Below are 15,437 nucleotides of genomic sequence, written 5' to 3'. Positions count from 1 at the left end.
CCCGCCGTAGTCAGCCGAGGCCCTGGGAGATCGCCTCGCAGGCCTCCGCGGAAGTGAGATAACGTGTGACATCGTGGGCGCGTCGCCTGCCGTTGCTGATCACTTGATCCTCGACGTTGCCAAAGACGGTATCGAGGTTTTTCACCGACGCGACGCCGTCTTCGTGCGCGGCGACGTTGACCCACCGGCGCACGGCGGGCATTGACCCCTTGGTGGTCACCCGCGGCCGGATCCGCTGGTTGACCACTCGCATCCCCAGCGGTGATCCCAGCGTGACAAAGGTGTCGATCTGCCACTCCGGGTTCGCCAGCAGCCCCTCGTACGCCACCACACTGCCGAGTGAATGCGCGACGAGGACTCTGGTCCTCGATGTGACTGCGGCGGCGAGACGGTTCTGGATCCGGGCGCGCAACTGGTCGTCGGTGAGATAGCGGTCGACCTGTCGGACGAACCACACGACCGTGTTCTGGAGCGCATCGGGGACGAATTCACTGTCCTGCATGCGCCGAATCAGTGACTGTACAACCTGGGGAAGGTAGACTTTCCCGGAGTCCGTTCCCGCGCTGTTCCCGAATCCTCGAGCGACGGTTTGCAGGAATTCGAACTGGAAGCCGTCCCCGACGTCGGCAGCGCGTAGGGGCGGGGCGCTTTCGTCTTCCCCCTCGGTATCGGACTTGCCGCCACGTGCGCGGAAGCAGTTTCCGTAGTGCACCACCTCGATGTCTTCGGGCCTGATCGGAGGACAGTGACTGTCATCCAGTCCGCGGGCGAGCGCTGCGTACCAGGAGGTCCTGGTCACGTTCCTGGGCCGGTTCTGATGGCCGATCCCGTGAGTCATGACAATCCGCGTCATCGCACCTCCTGCGGCCACCGACCGGGTGTCTGCGGTCACGCCATTTTTTCCTGCGGTGGGTCTGAGTGCAAGGTGCCGCCCCGCAGCCGGTCGAAGCCTACTCGGAGCGTGCTATTCACTGATAGCCGTCCTCCGCCTGTGCAGCGCGAACACGAATGGCTACTGGTTCCGGGAAGCCAGCCCCGCCGGGGCCGACCTGATCGCCGCGTGGATCGCGTCCGCCAGGGCCAGTGCGTCCTCTTCCGTCAGCTCCAGCGCCACGCGCGCCGACGCGCCGAGGCCCGGGTTGCGGAAGTCGATGTTCACCGTGTGCGCGTACGGCGCGTGGACCGGGTGGTCGACGTACACGGTGCCCTCGTTGAGCCGGAACCAGCCGCCGGCGCCCTTGCCGCTGCTGCCGTCGAGGGCGAACTTCTCGGTCAGGTAAGTGCACATGGCGGGTCCTCTCAGGCGGCGAGCGTGCGGGCGCAGAAGGCGAAGATCCGTTCCCAGCCGTCCTTCGCGGCTTCGGGACGGTAGCTCGGGCGGTCGACGGCGAAGAACGCGTGGCCGGCGTCCGCGTACGTGTGGAACTCGTGCTCCTTGCCCAGCTTCTCCAGCTCCGCCGCCAGGACGGCGACCTCGTCGGGGCCGGGGGACTGGTCGTCGGCGCCGAACATGCCCAGCAGAGGGCACGACAGCTGCGGTGCCAGGCCGAGCAGTGGCTTCATCGTCTTCATGGCCGCCGGCGGGTTGTCGACGACGAACGCGCCGTAGCAGTCGATCGCCGCGTCGAGGTCCAGGGAACAGGCGGCCAGGAACGCCTGGCGCCCGCCCGAGCAATGCCCGATCACCCCGACCCGGCCGTTCGCGTTTTCCAGGGCGCGAAGGTAGTCCGCCGCGCCCGAGACGTCGCCGACCAGGCGGTCGTCCGGGACACCGCCGGCCGCGCGGACCGTCGCGGCCGCGTCGTCCGGGTCCGCGCCCGGCGCTTCGCGGGTGTACAGGTTCGGGCAGATCGCGTTGTAGCCCCCGACGGCGAAGCGGCGCACCATCTCCTTGGTCGCCCGGTCGTAGCCGGGGAAGTGGTGGATCACCACGACCCCGCCGCGCGGGGCCGGGTCGGTCGGCTTGGCCAGGTAGGCCTCGAGCTCGTCCCCGCCGTGGCCGGTGATGGGGACGGTCCCGGCGACGATCTCGTCGGTCATCGGTTCTCCTTCGGTTCCTCGGGGGTGCGGACGGCGCGGGCGCCGCGCGAGGCGGACGCCACCGCGGCGACGACGGCCATCGCCGCGGCCGCGGTGAACACGACCACGAGGCCGTGGTGGAACGGCCCGGACACCAGCCGCGGGAAGAACTCGCCGCCGGTGAGCGTCGCCCGGTCCGCGGGCGAGAGTCCGGAAAGGACACCCGGGCCGAGCAGGTGCCCGACCGGGTTGCTGCCGAGGAACGCGGCGAACAGCGTGCTCACCGGCGGCAGCTGCGCGACACCGTCCGCGACGGTCGCCGGGACGCCGTGGGCCTGCAGGCCGCCGGTGAGCGTCTGCGGCAGCGACGAAGCGAGCCCGGCGATCATCAGCGAGAAGAAGACACCGATCGACAGCGACGTCCCGGAGTTCTGGAACGTCGCCCGCATGCCGGACGCGACCCCGCGCTGCCCGGCCGGGACGCTGCTCATGATCGCCGACGTGTTCGGCGCGGCGAACATGCCTTGGCCGATCCCGCTGACGACGAGCAGGGCCGCGAACGCCGGGTACGCGAAGTCCACGGGCAGCGCGAGCAGGCCGAGGAACGCCGCGGCGACGAGGAGCAGGCCGCCGGTGGCCAGGGAGCGGGCCCCGAACCGGTCGGACAGGTAGCCCGACACCGGGCCGGCGACGAGGAACCCGACGGTCAGCGGCAGCAGGTGGATCCCGGCCCACAGCGGCGTCCGCTCGTAGTCGTAGCCGTGCAGGGGCAGCCAGATCCCCTGCAGCCAGATGATGAGCATGAACTGCATGCCACCACGGGCGACCGAAGTGAGCAGCGCGGCGAGGTTGCCCGCGGCGAACGCGCGGATCCGGAACAGCCGCAGCTGGAACATCGGCGCGGCGACCCGCGTCTCGACAACCCCGAACAGCAGGAGCAGCAGGACGCCGGCGCCGATGCCGCCGAGCACCCACGGGTTGCCCCAGCCGGTCGCCCCGCCGCCGTAGGGCTGGATGCCGTAGGTGATCCCGGCGAGCAGCAGCGCGGTCCCCGCGGCGAACGTGACGTTGCCGCCCCAGTCGATCTTGGCGCGCGTGGGCGTGCCGGTCTCGCGGAGGCTGCGGATCGACCAGACCGTGCCGAGCAGCCCGAACGGGACGCTCACCCAGAACACCGCGCGCCAGTCGATCTCGGCGAGCAGCCCGCCGACAACCAGGCCGAGGAACTGCCCGGCCAGCGCGGTGATCTGGTTGACGCCCAGCGCCATGCCGCGCTGCTCGGCCGGGAACGCGTCGGTGAGGATCGCCGCGGAGTTCGCCGTGAGCATCGACCCGCCGACGGCCTGCACGACCCGCCAGCCGATCAGCCACAGCGCGCCGCCGCCGGCGTGGAACGGGTCGAACGACAGGGCCACGGACGCGGCGCTGAACACGACGAAGCCGAGGTTGTACATCTTGACCCGGCCGAACATGTCGCCGAGCCGCCCGAGCGTCACCACCAGCACGGCCTGCACCAGCAGGTAGCCGAGGATCATCCAGAGCAGGTAGCCGATGTTGCCCGGGGCCAGCGGGTCGAGGCCGATGCCGCGGAAGATCGCCGGCAGCGAGATGATCACGATCGAGCCGTCGAGCGCCGACATCAGCACACCGAGCGTGGTGTTCGAGAGCGCGACCCACTTGTAGCGGCTCGGGGCTCCGGTCACGGTCACAGCTCGTCCGCCAGCCGCTCGATCAGCGGGATGGCCGCGATCAGCTCGCGCTGCTCGGCCGCGGTGAACTTCTCGGCCAGCGCGGTCGCCATCTTCTCCGTCGTCCGCGAACGGCGGTCGGTGAGCAGCCGGACACCGGCTTCGGTGACCGACATCAGCACCTTGCGGCCGTCGGAGGCGTCCTTGCGCCGTTCGACGAGCCCGCGGCCGACCAGCCCGGCGAGAGTGACGCCCATGGCCTGCGGCTTGACGCGTTCGAGGTCGGCGAGGCAGCCCGGGGTGGCCGGGCCCTCCCGGTCGAGCCGGGACAGGACCGAGCGCTCGGGCAGGGTCAGTTCGCCGACGACGTAGCCCTGCCGCAGCCGCCGGACCAGCCGGCCGAGGGCGACGCGGAGGTCGGTGCTCGCCTGCAGGAGGTCTTCGTCCGGCACGATCGTCAACCTAGACTGATAAAGCGGGGTTGATCAACTCGGACGGACCGGCTGCCAACGGGTGAGCCGGGAGCTTTCGCCCGGCCCGGCGCGGACACGGGGATCAGCGTCCGAAGCGGACATATCCCGGAGGAGAACCCACGGCGAAGGCTGCGGCCACGTGGCGGTGCCCCACGGCGACCACGTCGACCACCTGCACGACGGGCACCGCCACGCGACCCGCGAAGACCACTACGACAACCACTAGTGGACGTGGACCGGGCCCCACTCCGGGAACGGGTCCGGTCCGGTGGCCTCGCCGAGGCAGTCGTGCAGGGCCGTCAGGAGGGCCTCCCCGGCGAGGTCGACGCCGATGAACACCAGCTCCTGACGCGGTGTCGCGGCGACCCCCTGCGGTTCGAACCGCGCCACCGCGCCCGCCTGCGACCACAGCCCGGTCACCCCGGGCCGGGACGCCAGCGCGAAGAACCCCTTGGACCGCAGCACGGTCCCGAACTCGCCGGAATCGAACCGCCGCGTCACGAAGTCCCACAGCGCCGCCGGGTCGAACGCCCGCTCCGCGCGGAACACCACGCTGGAGATGCCGTACTCCTCGGTCTCCGGGACGTGGTCGCCGTTCAGCTCGGCCACCCAGCCCGGCGCCTCCCGCGCCTTGACCGGGTCGTACCGGCCGGTCCCGAAGACGCGGTCGAGGGGCACCTCGCCGAAGCGGCCCGTGACGACGTCGGCGGCCGGGTTGAGCCGCCGCAGCGTCGCCACGAGCCGGTCCAGCTCGGCGGCCGAGACCAGGTCGGTCTTGTTGAGCAGCAGGACGTCGGCGAACTCGACCTGGTCGACCAGCAGGTCGCTGACCGTCCGCTCGTCGTCTTCGTACTGGTCCAGCCGGCGCTCCACCAGTGCGTCGCCGGTCGCCAGTTCGCGGGCGAAGTTCGCCGCGTCCACCACCGTCACCATGGTGTCGAGGTGGGCGACGGACTCCAGGAACGTGAACGTCGCGGCCACCGGCATCGGCTCGGAGATCCCGCTCGACTCGATCAGCACGTGGTCGAAGCGGTCGTCCGCGCACAGCGCCGCCACCTCCTCGAGGAGGTCCTCCCGCAAGGTGCAGCAGATGCACCCGTTGGTCAGCTCGACCAGCCGCTCCTGCGAGCGCACGAGGGCGGCGTCGATGTTGACCTCGCTCATGTCGTTGACGATCACCGCGACCCGCACCCCCGACCGGTTCGCGAGGATGTGGTTGAGCAGGGTCGTCTTGCCCGCGCCGAGGAAGCCCGAGAGCACGGTGACCGGAACGCTCACCGCTGGTGGAAGTGCTTCATGAGGCGACGCGGCACCAGCTGGACCTCGCCGTCGACCTTGATCGGCACCAGGGCAGGCGCGGCGGCCTTCCACTGCGACCGCCGCGACCGCGTGTTGCTGCGGGAAGTCTTGCGCTTCGGGACGGCCATCAGCGCGTCCCCCGCTTCCCGTAGCGGCGGTGGAACTTCTCGACCTGGCCGGCGCTGTCCATGATCCGCTGGGTGCCGGTCCAGAACGGGTGCGACCACGCGCTGATGTCGACCACGACCAGCGGGTAGGTCCGGCCGTCGGACCACTCGATCGTCTTGTCGGAGGTGATGGTGGAGCGGGTCAGGAACGCGTCGCCGGTGGACGAGTCCTTGAACACCACGGGGTGGTAGTCGGGGTGGATGCCGGTCTTCACTGGTCTTCCTTTCGGTTCGCCGCGGTCGCGTCGTGCCGCGCCGGGTCGGTCTCGGTGTCCTCGCACGGCTCTTCGTGCCAGTCGCCGAACGGGTCGGGGTAGCGCTGCCACTCCGCCGGGCCGGCGATCAGTTCTTCGTCGGTCAGTAGAGCGCCGCGCAGGGCCGCGTCGATCTCGTCGGGCGTTGTCTGGTCGGTCACGATGACGAGCTCCTGCGCCCGGTCGCCGTGCACCGGGTCCCAGCGCAGGGACGCCAGGGTGCGGCGTTCCGGGGAGACGTCCGTCCACTCCGGACCGTCCGGCGCCGCGAGCCACGGCCCGGCGTGGCCGATCCCCAGCCCGCCGCCGGCCGACTCGATCCAGAACGCCACGTCGGGCTGGCTGGCCACCCACGCCCGCCCGCGGGTGCGGACGACGCCGTCGAGCAGGACGTCGAGCGCGTCGTGCAGCCGTTCGGGGTGGAACGGCCGCTGGGCGGTGAACGTGACCAGGCCGATGCCGCAGTCGACGTGCACCGGCGGCTCGCCGCGCAGCAGGGCGCCGTGCATGTCGGTGACCTCGCCGCGGCGCGCGTTCGCCGGGACGGCGTCGAGCACGCTGTGCCCGTCGATCCGGCCCAGCTCCACGCGCGGGACCGACGGCGCGACCCGGTCGAGCACGGCGGCCGCCTTCGCCGCGGTCCACGCGTCGGTGGCCGCGCCGGCCAGCACGAGGACGTCGGCGAACTCGACCTGGGACAGCGCGACCTGCGCGACGGTGCGCTCGTCCTCCGGGCCGGCCTGCAGGTTCCGTTCGGCCAGCACGTCGTCGCCGGTGGCGTCGGCGAGCCAGGTCGCGCAGTCGACGACGGCGAGCACCGCCCGCAGGTCGACGTCGTCGCTCACCGGGTGGTCGCCGACGAGGACGTTCCGGAGCGCCCAGCTCACCGGTTCGGGCTCCATGGCCTCGTCGAGCCGGACGACGATCCGGGTCACCTCCGGGCGCCGGGCCAGCCGCCGCAGCAGGGGGAGCAGGTCCTCCCGCAGGGTGCAGGACACGCAGCCGTGCGCGAGTTCGAGCACGCTCAGCTCGTCGCGCTCGCCGAGCCGCAGCCGTCGGTGGACGACACCGGAGTGGATCTCGCGCAGGTCGTGGTGCACGACGGCGGTGCCCGGCGCGGCGGCCCGCAGCAGCTCGGCGAGCGTGGCGTTCGGTCCCGGGGCGAGGCCGCTCACGAGGACGAGCGGGACGCGGGGACGAGGGGTCTGCTGGGGGGTCACGGTGGCTCCAGGAATGCGGGCGGGGTACGGTGCGTAGAGTAGATGACAATGATAACCACTACCAACTCGGGAGGGTCCGTGTCCGCCGTGTGCCAGGTCACCGGCCGCAAGCCGGGCTACGGCAAGCAGGTCTCGCACTCGCACCGCCGCACGTCCCGGCGGTGGGAGCCGAACCTGCAGAGCCGCCGGTACTTCGTGCCGGGCGAGGGCCGCTGGGTGCGGCTGCGCGTCTCCGTCAAGGGCATGAAGACGATCGACAAGCGCGGCATCGACGCGGTCGTCGCCGAACTGAAGGCGAAGGGGGTGAAACTCTGATGGCGAAGAGCACCGACGTCCGGCCGGTCGTCAAGCTGCGGTCCACCGCGGGCACCGGCTACACGTACGTGACGAAGAAGAACCGCCGGAACGATCCCGACCGGATGGTCCTGCGCAAGTACGACCCCGTGGCGCGCAAGCACGTCGAGTTCAAGGAAGAGCGCTGATGGCCAAGAAGTCGAAGGTCGCGAAGAACGAGCAGCGGAAGGTGATCGCCGCGCGGTACGTCGAACGCCGCCGGGCGCTCAAGGCCGTCGTCGCCTCGCCGGGCTCGTCGGCCGAGGAGAAGGGGGCGGCGGTCGTCGCGCTGCAGAAGCTGCCGCGCGACGCGAGCCCGACCCGCATCCGCAACCGCGACACGGCCGATGGGCGCCCGCGCGGCTACCTGCGGAAGTTCGGGCTGTCCCGGGTGAAGATGCGGCAGGCCGCCCACCGCGGCGAGCTGCCGGGCGTCACGAAGTCGAGCTGGTGAGCCGGATGCCGAAACCCCACCGCGACCGCCCCGCCAAGCGCAAGGTGAACCTGTTGCGCGCCAACAAGATCACCGAGGTCGACTGGAAGGACGCCGACCTGCTGCGCAAGTTCATCTCCGACCGCGGCAAGATCCGCGCCCGCCGCGTCACGGGACTGACACCGCAGCAACAGAAACAGATCGCCACGGCGATCAAGAACGCGCGCGAGATGGCCCTGCTGCCGTACCCGGCCTCGGGCCGCGCGAACTGAACCGGGTGCACACGCTGGGCGGGCGCGCGATCAGCTCGTGGGCACGCCCGCCCAGCCGCCCGAAGTCCTGCCCGCCACCGGCCAGGCGCCGGCCCTGCCGACCACCTCGACGAGGTGCCCCCGGGCTGGATCGACCCGGCGGCCGCGGCCGCGTGCCGGGTGGCCGTCCACGGTTCGCCGAGGCGGTGGCCGTCGGGACGCCGCCGTCGCTCGTTCCCGGTGCCGGAGGGCGCGCCGCTGCCGCGCGGACGGTCTTCCGGGTGGCGTGACCCACGCTGGGCTGGCGTGAGGGTGAACCCTAAATAGACTCCCGGCCTATGGACGACCCGCACTACCTTTCCGGCCTCCAGCTCACCGGCCGCCGCGTTGTGGTGATCGGTGGCGGCACCGTGGCCCAGCGCCGGCTGCCCCGGCTCATCAGCGCGGGTGCCCGCGTCGAACTGGTCTCCCCGCACACCACGCCGTCGGTGCAGGGGATGGTGGACGCGGGCGAGCTCGTCTGGCACGAACGCCGCTACACCGAGGGCGACCTCAAGGACGCCTGGTACGCGCTGGCCTGCACGAACGATCCGGCCGTGAACGCCGCCGTCTGCGCCGAGGCCGAGCGCGAGCGCGTGTTCTGCGTCCGCGCCGACGAGGGCGAGTCCGGCAGCGCCGTGACCCCGGCGTCCGGGCGGCACGGCGGCCTGCTGTTCGGTGTGCTCTCCGGGGGCGAGCCGCTGCGCTCGGCCGCGGTGCGCGACTCGATCCTGGACGGCCTGCACGCCGGCACGATCGAAGACGGCCGCCAGCCGCACCCCGAGGGCAGCCTGCCCGGCGTGGCCCTGGTCGGCGGCGGCCCGGGCGACCCGGAGCTGATCACCGTGCGCGGACGGCGGCTGCTGTCGCGCGCCGACGTCGTGGTCGTCGACCGCCTCGCGCCCCGCGAGCTGCTCGACGAGCTCGCGCCCGAAGTCGAGATCGTCGACGCCGCCAAGATCCCGTACGGCCGCGCGGCCAGCCAGGACGTCATCAACGCCACGCTGGTCGAGCGGGCCAAGGAGGGCAAGTTCGTCGTCCGCCTCAAGGGCGGCGACCCGTACCTGTTCGGCCGCGGCTTCGAGGAGGTGCTGGCCTGCGTCGAGGCGGGCGTCCCGGTGACGATGGTCCCGGGCATCACGAGCGCGTTCGCGGTGCCGGCGGTGGCCGACGTCCCGGTGACCCACCGCGGCGTGGCCCACGAGGTGGTGGTGGTCTCCGGCCACGTCGCCCCCGGCGACGACCGGTCCCTGGTCGACTGGGACCTCCTGGCGAAGATGCGCGGCACGATCGTGCTGATGATGGGCGTCGAGCGCCTCCCGCAGTTCGCGAAGGCCCTCCTGGACGGCGGCCGCCCGGCCGGCACCCCGGTGGCGATCGTCGAGGACGGCACGATGCGCACCCAGCGCACCCTGCGGTCCACATTGGACACGGTGGTCACCGACGCGGCGGCCTCGGGCGTCCGCCCGCCCGCGGTGATCGTGATCGGCCCGGTGGCGGGCCTGGCGCCGGTGACCTGACGGGCCTCACGCGTGATCCCGCGGGCCTCACGCGTGATCAGCGGGGCACCGGACGCGATGCCCCGCCAGTCACGCGTGAGGCCGTGACCCGGGCCCGGAGCGCAGCCGGCGGGCGGCGGCGAGGATCGCGTCGGCGACTTCGGGCAACGGCCGGGTGCCGTCGACGATCGTCGCGCCCAGCCGGCGGTAGGCGGACCCGGTGCCCGCGTTGTCGTCGAGGGCCGCCGCCAGCTCCTCCGGGTGCTTGCCGAAGCTGTTCGTGGTGCGGGTCAGGAGCCGGTGCCGGAGGGTCTCGTCGTCGACCACCAGGCAGACCACGAGGTCGAAGAGGTCCACCACATCCTCTTCGTTCTCGGGGCACCCGCAGAAGAACGCGACGTCGCCGGACGTCCTCGCCGCCAGGGCCTCGACCTTCGCGCGGCTGATCCGCCACCCGAAGCGGCCGAGCCAGCCCGCCGGCACCGGGTCGGGCGGATCGGTGACGACCTGCCCGCTCGTCCGGTCCACCCAGTGGTGGTAGCCCTCCCCGTCCGCGTCGACGGCGACCTCGCCCCGGTCCTTGAGGAGTGCGCAGACCGCCGACTTGCCGACCCCGGCGTTGCCGGTCACCCACACCAATGGCACGGGCGAAGCCTTTCACTCCTCGTAGCAGCTCGCGGCGAACTCCCGGATCGCGTCCGACAGCCGGGTCGGGTCGAGCCGGAGCTCGACCGGGCTGCGGGCCTGGACGAACTCCGCCGCCGGCATGTCGACCGCCAGGGTGTCCGCGTCGCCGAACGGGTGGATCGGGTCGCCCTGGTGGCCGATCACCAGCGCCCTCGTCGTGATCTTGCGGCGCACCGACTTCGGGGGCGCGATCCGGCCGAACAGGACGCCGTGCAGCAGCGCCGCCATCGGGGCCGGGCGCTGCGACAGCGTGTCCGTGACGACGTCGACCCACTGGTTGCCGTGCGGCACCAGGGACGCCGCGAGCGCCACCGCCTGGACCGTGACCGGCAGGAACCGGGCCGCCATCAGCAGCGGCGCGAACGTGACCAGCCCGGCGACGATCGCGTTGTCCAGCACCGGCATCTCGACGATCAGTCCCCGGGCGCGCGAAGGCGCCAGCACCGCCACTTCGAGGGACACGTTCGCGCCCAGCGACGTCCCGCCGATCACGGCGGAGGAGACCTCGAGGTGGTCGAGCAGCGCCAGCGTCTGCTCGGCGAACGACGGCATCGAGTACAGCCACGACTCGGTCGGCCGGTCCGAGTCGCCGTGGCCGAGCAGGTCGAGGGTGACGACGCGGAAGCCGGCGCGGGCCAGCCGGCGCGCCAGCGGGGCGTGCATCCGGCGGGTCAGCATGATGCCGTGCGTGAGCACGACGACCCGGTCGCCGCTGCCGAACTCGGTGTACCAGAGCCGGTGGCCCTCGTGGTCGAACGAGCCGGTCAGCTCGATCGGGCGGGACGACCGCCGGGCCGGCACCGCCGCGGGTTCCGGTTCGATCACGGTCGCGCTACTACTGGCCGGGCTCATGTCCCACCGTCCTCCCCGGGGCGTGGCGTCGGTTCTTTCAGGAAAGCATCCCGTGACCACGTTGGCACAGTGGTTCCTGACAGTGACGATGACGTCAATTGACAACGTGCCAATGGCGGCTCGCCGCGGGCATGGGTCAAGATGACCCCCATGACCGCTACTGCTGACAGTCTGCCCGACCTCGTCTCCCTGAAGGTCGACGTCGACGGCCACGTGGCCGAGGTGACGCTCCTCGGCCCGTCCAAGGGTAACGCGATGGGCCCGGACTTCTGGCGCGAGCTGCCGCTGGTGTTCCGCGCGCTGGACGCCGACCCGCAGGTCAGGGCCGTGGTGCTGACCGGCAGTGGCAAGCACTTCTCCTACGGCCTCGACCTGCCCGCCATGATGGGCGACTGGGCGCCGATGCTGGGCGGGGACAGCCTGGCCGGCCCGCGGACGGCCTTCCTCGACCAGGTCCGGTCGCTGCAGGCGGCGGTCAGCTCGATCGCGGAATGCCGCAAACCGGTCATCGCGGCCGTGTCCGGCTGGTGCATCGGCGGCGGGGTCGACGTCGTCGCCGCCGCGGACGTGCGCCTGGCCAGCGCGGACGCCAAGTTCAGCGTCCGCGAGGTGCGCGTCGCCATCGTCGCGGACCTCGGCAGCCTCCAGCGGCTCGCCTCCATCGTCGGCGAAGGGCACCTGCGGGAGCTCGCCCTCACCGGCAAGGACATCGACGCCGCCCGCGCCGAGAAGATCGGGCTCGTCAACGACGTCCACGCGGACCAGGACGCGCTGCTGGCGGCCGCGCGGGAACTCGCCGGCGAGATCGCTGCGAACCCGCCGCTCGTGGTGCAAGGTACGAAGCAGGTACTGGCGGCGAACACCGAGCGCCAGGTCGCCGACGGCCTCCGGTACGTCGCCGCCTGGAACTCGGCGTTCCTGCCCAGCAAGGACCTCGGCGAGGCGGTCCAGGCGTTCATGGAGCGGCGCGCGCCGGAGTTCAAGGGCGAGTAACGAGGAGGCAGCGTGACCGCTTCGGAGGTCCACCACGCGTTCCGGGTGGCCCGGGACTACCTGCAGACCCACCGCGAGGACTACGAGACGGCCTACCGCGACTTCGCCTGGCCGGAGTTCGCCGAGTTCAACTGGGCGATCGACTGGTTCGACGTCGTCGCGCACGATCCCGACAACGCGGAGCGGCTCGCGCTGTGGATCGTCGAGGAGGACGGCAGCGAGAACCGCTGGACCTACCCGGAGATGTCGGGCCGGTCCAACCAGGTGGCGAACTGGCTGCGCCGCCTCGGCGTCCGCCGCGGCGACCGGCTGATCCTCATGCTGGGCAACCAGGGCGAGCTGTGGGAGACCATCCTCGCCGCGATCAAGCTCGGCGCCGTGATCATCCCGGCGTCCACCCTGCTCGGCCCGGCCGACCTGACCGACCGCGTGGAGCGCGGCGCGGCGAAGCACGTCGTGGTCCGCTCGGCGGACGCGCCGAAGTTCGACGGCGTCGAGGGTGACTACACGCGGATCGCGGTGGGGGAGCCGGTCGAGGGCTGGCACCCGTACGCGAGCGCGTTCGCCGAGTCGCCCGAGTTCACCCCGGACGGCCCGACCCAGGCGGGCGACCCGCTGCTGCTGTACTTCACCTCCGGCACGACGGCGAAACCGAAGCTGGTGCAGCACACGCACGTCTCGTACCCGGTGGGCCACCTGTCCACCATGTACTGGATCGGGCTGGAACCCGGCGACGTCCACCTGAACATCTCCTCGCCCGGCTGGGCGAAGCACGCGTGGAGCAACTTCTTCGCCCCGTGGAACGCCGAGGCGACGGTGTTCCTCTACAACTACAGCCGCTTCGACGCGAACGCGCTGATGGCCCAGATGGACCGGTGCGGGATCACCAGCTTCTGCGCCCCGCCCACGGTGTGGCGGATGCTCATCCAGGCCGACCTGACGGCGCTGAAGACGCCGCCGAAGAAGGTCGTCGGCGCGGGGGAGCCGCTCAACCCCGAGGTCATCGAGCAGGTCCGGAAGTCGTGGGGCGTCACCATCCGCGACGGCTTCGGCCAGACCGAAAGCAGCGTCCAGATCGCGAACACCCCCGGTCAGGACGTCGTGCCCGGCTCGATGGGCCGCCCGCTGCCCGGGTTCGTGGTGGCGCTGGTCGACCCGGTGTCCGGTGAGCGCGCTCAGGAGGGCGAGATCTGCCTCGACCTGCAGCACCGCCCGGTCGGCCTGATGACCGGGTACGCGGACGACGACGAGCGCACGTCGGCCGCGTTCGCGAACGGCTTCTACCACACCGGGGACGTCGGTTCGCTCGACGAGCGCGGCTACATCACCTACGTCGGGCGCACGGACGACGTGTTCAAGGCGTCGGACTACCGGATCTCGCCGTTCGAGCTGGAGAGCGTGCTGATCGAGCACGACGCGGTGGCGGAGGCGGCGGTCGTCCCGGCCCCCGACCCGATCCGGCTCGCGGTGCCCAAGGCGTACGTCGTCCTCGCGGCCGGCCACGAGCCGACCGCGGAGACGGCGAAGGCGATCCTCGCCTACTGCCGCGAGCACCTGGCGCCGTACAAGCGGATCCGGCGGCTCGAGTTCGCGGACCTGCCGAAGACGATCTCCGGCAAGATCCGCCGCGTCGAGCTGCGGGGGCGGGAGAACGACCCGAAGCGGGCCGAAGGCACCGAGTACCGCGAAGAGGACTTCCCGGAGCTCAAGGGCTGACCCGGGGCGGCCGTCAGGCGCGGGTGCCCTCGACCTGGCGGCCGTCCTCGGTGGAGCACGCCGTCACGGGGTCGTCGGCGCCGCTGCCGCACGTCCACTCGTCGAGGACGACCGGGCCCGGGCCGTCGGGCGAGTTCGCCTCGGCGGGCGTCAGCTTCGCGAAGTAGTCCTTCAGCAGCTTCGTCGCCACGGCGCAGTCCACCCGGCCGTGGGCCACGACCGCCGTCCTGGCGCCGCCCGAGCCGGTGACTTCGCCGCACGGCACGCCCGGTGCCGTCGACTCCGCGGCGGCCGCGGCGGCGGGCGGGGCTCCGGGGGACGGCGCCGCGGGCGCCGGGTCACCGCCGCCGCAACCGGCCAGAGCGGCGGTCGCGGCGACGAGCAGCAGGGGGTAGGCGAGTGTCTTCATGGGCCCTTCAGGAGCGGACGGAACGGGAGGACGTCACTCGGACGGGACGACGGCCGCGAAGACCGTCTGCTCGCCCTTGGTGCAGGTGGTGCCGCCTTGCGCGGCCGGCGGCCCGGAGGTGCACAGCCAGCCGTCGACGGTCTCGTTCACCGCGTCGTTCGAGCCGGCGCCCTGGCGCCCGGCGATCTTGCGGTGGAAGTCGCCGACCAGCTTCGTCGCCGCGACGCAGCTGACGCCCGCGGAGCCGCTGTCGAACACGTACAGCGTCAGCCCGCTGGCCGCGGTCACCGTGCCGCAGGACCCGGGCACCGAAGGCGGCGCCCCGGCCGGCTTCGACGCCGGTGCGGGCGCGGACGAGCCGCCGGTGGCGGGCGGCGGGGGAGGCGTGCCCGCCGACGTCGTCGCGGGCGCCGCGGAGGTGGTCGCGGGCGGTGCGGACGGGGGTGCCGGCGCGCCCTGCTCGGCGGCGCAGGCCGCCAGCGCGGGCACGGCGAGGCAGGCCGCGAGCAACGGCCGCCACGTCCTCGTGGTGGTCGGGTGGGGCACCGCGATCCTTCCTCGCCGGTCGGCCGGCCGGGTCGTGCTGGCCCCGCCGGGCGGGGGCCCGCGGAGCGGCTCGCCCACGGGTGTGCCGGAGATTACTCCAGGCGGGTGGCGGCCCGGTCCGGTGGCCGCCACAATACCGTCCACAATGGACGATTAACATTCCGTTCACGCTCCGAAACCTCAGGCTGTCATCAAGAATCGATCGGTCTAATTCCCGCCGTCCCGGTTAACATCCCGGTCCCGCGAGCCGAAGATCTTGGTGGAGGCCGAAGAGCTTCCCCCGTCCCCGACACCCGTCCCGAGCCCGTGAGAGCGATGAACGCCGACGCTGCGACCAGCCCCGAAGACACCACCACCGACGAACCGTGCCGTCCGCCGACCGTCCCGAGCAGCGTCGTCTGGTGCTGCGGCCGCCCGTACGTCCTCGAGGCGCGTCCCGGCCGCGCCCGCTGGATGGGCACCGACTACCGCGGCCGCCCCGAGGCCCTGAGCAGCGCCGAGCTGCAGCGACGCGGCTGGAGCCACCGCCGCCGCGCGTGCTGACCAGCGCTCTAAGCTG

21 protein-coding genes are annotated in these 15,437 nt (G+C 72.1%); 8 read left to right on the top strand and 13 right to left on the bottom strand.

The features are described from left to right. Nucleotides 1-10 precede the first annotated feature (10 nt). From ACH54P_RS06065 to mrf, 9 genes are all read right to left on the bottom strand, one after another. Nucleotides 11-853, bottom strand: coding sequence for a hypothetical protein (locus ACH54P_RS06065; RefSeq protein WP_489911329.1), 843 nt, complete (start codon nt 851-853; stop codon nt 11-13). 159 nt (nt 854-1,012) lie between these two features. Then, nucleotides 1,013-1,288, bottom strand: coding sequence for a DUF6295 family protein (locus ACH54P_RS06060; RefSeq protein ID WP_489911328.1), 276 nt, complete (start codon nt 1,286-1,288; stop codon nt 1,013-1,015). 11 nt (nt 1,289-1,299) lie between these two features. Beyond that, nucleotides 1,300-2,040 (bottom strand): dienelactone hydrolase family protein, encoded by a 741-nt coding sequence (locus tag ACH54P_RS06055; protein WP_489911327.1) that lies wholly within the window; start codon nt 2,038-2,040, stop codon nt 1,300-1,302. Further along, the gene (locus ACH54P_RS06050; RefSeq protein ID WP_489911326.1) at nt 2,037-3,722 is read right to left on the bottom strand and encodes an MFS transporter; all 1,686 of its coding nucleotides are present in this window, start codon (nt 3,720-3,722) and stop codon (nt 2,037-2,039) included. Before ACH54P_RS06050 ends, ACH54P_RS06055 begins: the two co-directional genes overlap by 4 nt. 2 nt (nt 3,723-3,724) lie before the next feature. Beyond that, nucleotides 3,725-4,159, bottom strand: a complete 435-nt coding sequence (locus tag ACH54P_RS06045) for a MarR family winged helix-turn-helix transcriptional regulator (protein WP_489911325.1) — start codon at nt 4,157-4,159, stop codon at nt 3,725-3,727. A 243-nt stretch (nt 4,160-4,402) separates the two neighbouring features. After that, on the bottom strand, nt 4,403-5,458 hold the full coding sequence (locus ACH54P_RS06040) for a GTP-binding protein (protein ID WP_489911324.1): 1,056 nt from the start codon (nt 5,456-5,458) through the stop codon (nt 4,403-4,405). Continuing rightward, nucleotides 5,455-5,607, bottom strand: coding sequence for a 50S ribosomal protein L32 (rpmF, locus tag ACH54P_RS06035; protein ID WP_489911323.1), 153 nt, complete (start codon nt 5,605-5,607; stop codon nt 5,455-5,457). The genes ACH54P_RS06040 and rpmF overlap by 4 nt, the downstream gene beginning before the upstream one ends. Further along, complete coding sequence (locus tag ACH54P_RS06030; protein ID WP_489911322.1) at nt 5,607-5,861, bottom strand: type B 50S ribosomal protein L31; 255 nt, start codon at nt 5,859-5,861, stop codon at nt 5,607-5,609. The genes rpmF and ACH54P_RS06030 overlap by 1 nt, the downstream gene beginning before the upstream one ends. After that, entirely contained in the window at nt 5,858-7,120 is a 1,263-nt protein-coding gene (mrf, locus tag ACH54P_RS06025; RefSeq protein WP_489911321.1) for a ribosome hibernation factor-recruiting GTPase MRF, read from the bottom strand. The genes ACH54P_RS06030 and mrf overlap by 4 nt, the downstream gene beginning before the upstream one ends. Nucleotides 7,121-7,198: 78 nt before the next feature. On the opposite strand from mrf, the gene rpmB reads away from it, so the two are divergent. The 5 genes from rpmB to cobA all read left to right on the top strand — a co-directional run bounded on the left by rpmB (nt 7,199) and on the right by cobA (nt 9,696). Next, nucleotides 7,199-7,435, top strand: coding sequence for a 50S ribosomal protein L28 (gene rpmB, locus ACH54P_RS06020; protein WP_489911320.1), 237 nt, complete (start codon nt 7,199-7,201; stop codon nt 7,433-7,435). Beyond that, nucleotides 7,435-7,602, top strand: coding sequence for a 50S ribosomal protein L33 (gene rpmG / locus ACH54P_RS06015; RefSeq protein ID WP_400873181.1), 168 nt, complete (start codon nt 7,435-7,437; stop codon nt 7,600-7,602). Before rpmB ends, rpmG begins: the two co-directional genes overlap by 1 nt. After that, nucleotides 7,602-7,907 (top strand): 30S ribosomal protein S14, encoded by a 306-nt coding sequence (rpsN, locus tag ACH54P_RS06010; RefSeq protein WP_489911319.1) that lies wholly within the window; start codon nt 7,602-7,604, stop codon nt 7,905-7,907. The genes rpmG and rpsN overlap by 1 nt, the downstream gene beginning before the upstream one ends. Beyond that, complete coding sequence (gene rpsR / locus ACH54P_RS06005; RefSeq protein WP_489911318.1) at nt 7,904-8,158, top strand: 30S ribosomal protein S18; 255 nt, start codon at nt 7,904-7,906, stop codon at nt 8,156-8,158. Before rpsN ends, rpsR begins: the two co-directional genes overlap by 4 nt. A 317-nt stretch (nt 8,159-8,475) precedes the next feature. Continuing rightward, complete coding sequence (gene cobA / locus ACH54P_RS06000) at nt 8,476-9,696, top strand: uroporphyrinogen-III C-methyltransferase (protein ID WP_489911317.1); 1,221 nt, start codon at nt 8,476-8,478, stop codon at nt 9,694-9,696. A gap of 69 nt (nt 9,697-9,765) precedes the next feature. Here the strand turns inward: cobA and ACH54P_RS05995 are convergent, their stop codons facing one another. Both ACH54P_RS05995 and ACH54P_RS05990 read right to left on the bottom strand, forming a co-directional pair. After that, nucleotides 9,766-10,320 (bottom strand): AAA family ATPase, encoded by a 555-nt coding sequence (locus ACH54P_RS05995; RefSeq protein WP_489911316.1) that lies wholly within the window; start codon nt 10,318-10,320, stop codon nt 9,766-9,768. A 12-nt stretch (nt 10,321-10,332) separates the two neighbouring features. Beyond that, nucleotides 10,333-11,214, bottom strand: coding sequence for an alpha/beta fold hydrolase (locus ACH54P_RS05990; RefSeq protein ID WP_489911315.1), 882 nt, complete (start codon nt 11,212-11,214; stop codon nt 10,333-10,335). Nucleotides 11,215-11,364: 150 nt separating this feature from the next. On the opposite strand from ACH54P_RS05990, the gene ACH54P_RS05985 reads away from it, so the two are divergent. Both ACH54P_RS05985 and ACH54P_RS05980 read left to right on the top strand, forming a co-directional pair. Next, nucleotides 11,365-12,207 (top strand): crotonase/enoyl-CoA hydratase family protein, encoded by an 843-nt coding sequence (locus ACH54P_RS05985; protein WP_489911314.1) that lies wholly within the window; start codon nt 11,365-11,367, stop codon nt 12,205-12,207. Nucleotides 12,208-12,219: 12 nt separating this feature from the next. Further along, nucleotides 12,220-13,923, top strand: a complete 1,704-nt coding sequence (locus ACH54P_RS05980; protein ID WP_489911313.1) for an AMP-binding protein — start codon at nt 12,220-12,222, stop codon at nt 13,921-13,923. Nucleotides 13,924-13,936: 13 nt separating this feature from the next. Here ACH54P_RS05980 and ACH54P_RS05975 read toward each other — a convergent pair whose 3' ends face one another. Next, on the bottom strand, nt 13,937-14,332 hold the full coding sequence (locus ACH54P_RS05975) for a hypothetical protein (protein ID WP_489911312.1): 396 nt from the start codon (nt 14,330-14,332) through the stop codon (nt 13,937-13,939). Between the two features lie 33 nt (nt 14,333-14,365). Then, nucleotides 14,366-14,878: a hypothetical protein gene (locus tag ACH54P_RS05970; protein WP_489911311.1), complete on the bottom strand. Its 513-nt coding sequence runs from the start codon at nt 14,876-14,878 to the stop codon at nt 14,366-14,368. 315 nt (nt 14,879-15,193) lie between these two features. On the opposite strand from ACH54P_RS05970, the gene ACH54P_RS05965 reads away from it, so the two are divergent. After that, nucleotides 15,194-15,421 carry a hypothetical protein gene (locus tag ACH54P_RS05965; RefSeq protein ID WP_489911310.1) on the top strand — a complete coding sequence of 76 codons (228 nt, stop codon included), beginning with the start codon at nt 15,194-15,196 and terminating at the stop codon, nt 15,419-15,421. Nucleotides 15,422-15,437 lie beyond the last annotated feature (16 nt).

It is taken from the genome of Amycolatopsis sp. N2S4-7, from assembly GCF_058119595.1.
The sequence above is the reverse complement of the archived record's forward strand: the minus strand, read 5'-3'. Positions and strand labels throughout refer to the sequence as shown.

Bases quoted from the DNA above. Each gene is read 5' to 3' on its own strand.
- ACH54P_RS06065 (WP_489911329.1), bottom strand. From the start codon at position 853: ATGACGCGGATTGTCATGACTCACGGGATCGGCCATCAGAACCGGCCC.
- ACH54P_RS06060 (WP_489911328.1), bottom strand. From the start codon at position 1,288: ATGTGCACTTACCTGACCGAGAAGTTCGCCCTCGACGGCAGCAGCGGC.
- ACH54P_RS06055 (WP_489911327.1), bottom strand. From the start codon at position 2,040: ATGACCGACGAGATCGTCGCCGGGACCGTCCCCATCACCGGCCACGGC.
- rpmF (WP_489911323.1), bottom strand. From the start codon at position 5,607: ATGGCCGTCCCGAAGCGCAAGACTTCCCGCAGCAACACGCGGTCGCGG.
- rpmG (WP_400873181.1), top strand. From the start codon at position 7,435: ATGGCGAAGAGCACCGACGTCCGGCCGGTCGTCAAGCTGCGGTCCACC.
- rpsN (WP_489911319.1), top strand. From the start codon at position 7,602: ATGGCCAAGAAGTCGAAGGTCGCGAAGAACGAGCAGCGGAAGGTGATC.
- cobA (WP_489911317.1), top strand. From the start codon at position 8,476: ATGGACGACCCGCACTACCTTTCCGGCCTCCAGCTCACCGGCCGCCGC.
- ACH54P_RS05990 (WP_489911315.1), bottom strand. From the start codon at position 11,214: ATGAGCCCGGCCAGTAGTAGCGCGACCGTGATCGAACCGGAACCCGCG.
- ACH54P_RS05985 (WP_489911314.1), top strand. From the start codon at position 11,365: ATGACCGCTACTGCTGACAGTCTGCCCGACCTCGTCTCCCTGAAGGTC.
- ACH54P_RS05975 (WP_489911312.1), bottom strand. From the start codon at position 14,332: ATGAAGACACTCGCCTACCCCCTGCTGCTCGTCGCCGCGACCGCCGCT.
- ACH54P_RS05965 (WP_489911310.1), top strand. From the start codon at position 15,194: ATGAACGCCGACGCTGCGACCAGCCCCGAAGACACCACCACCGACGAA.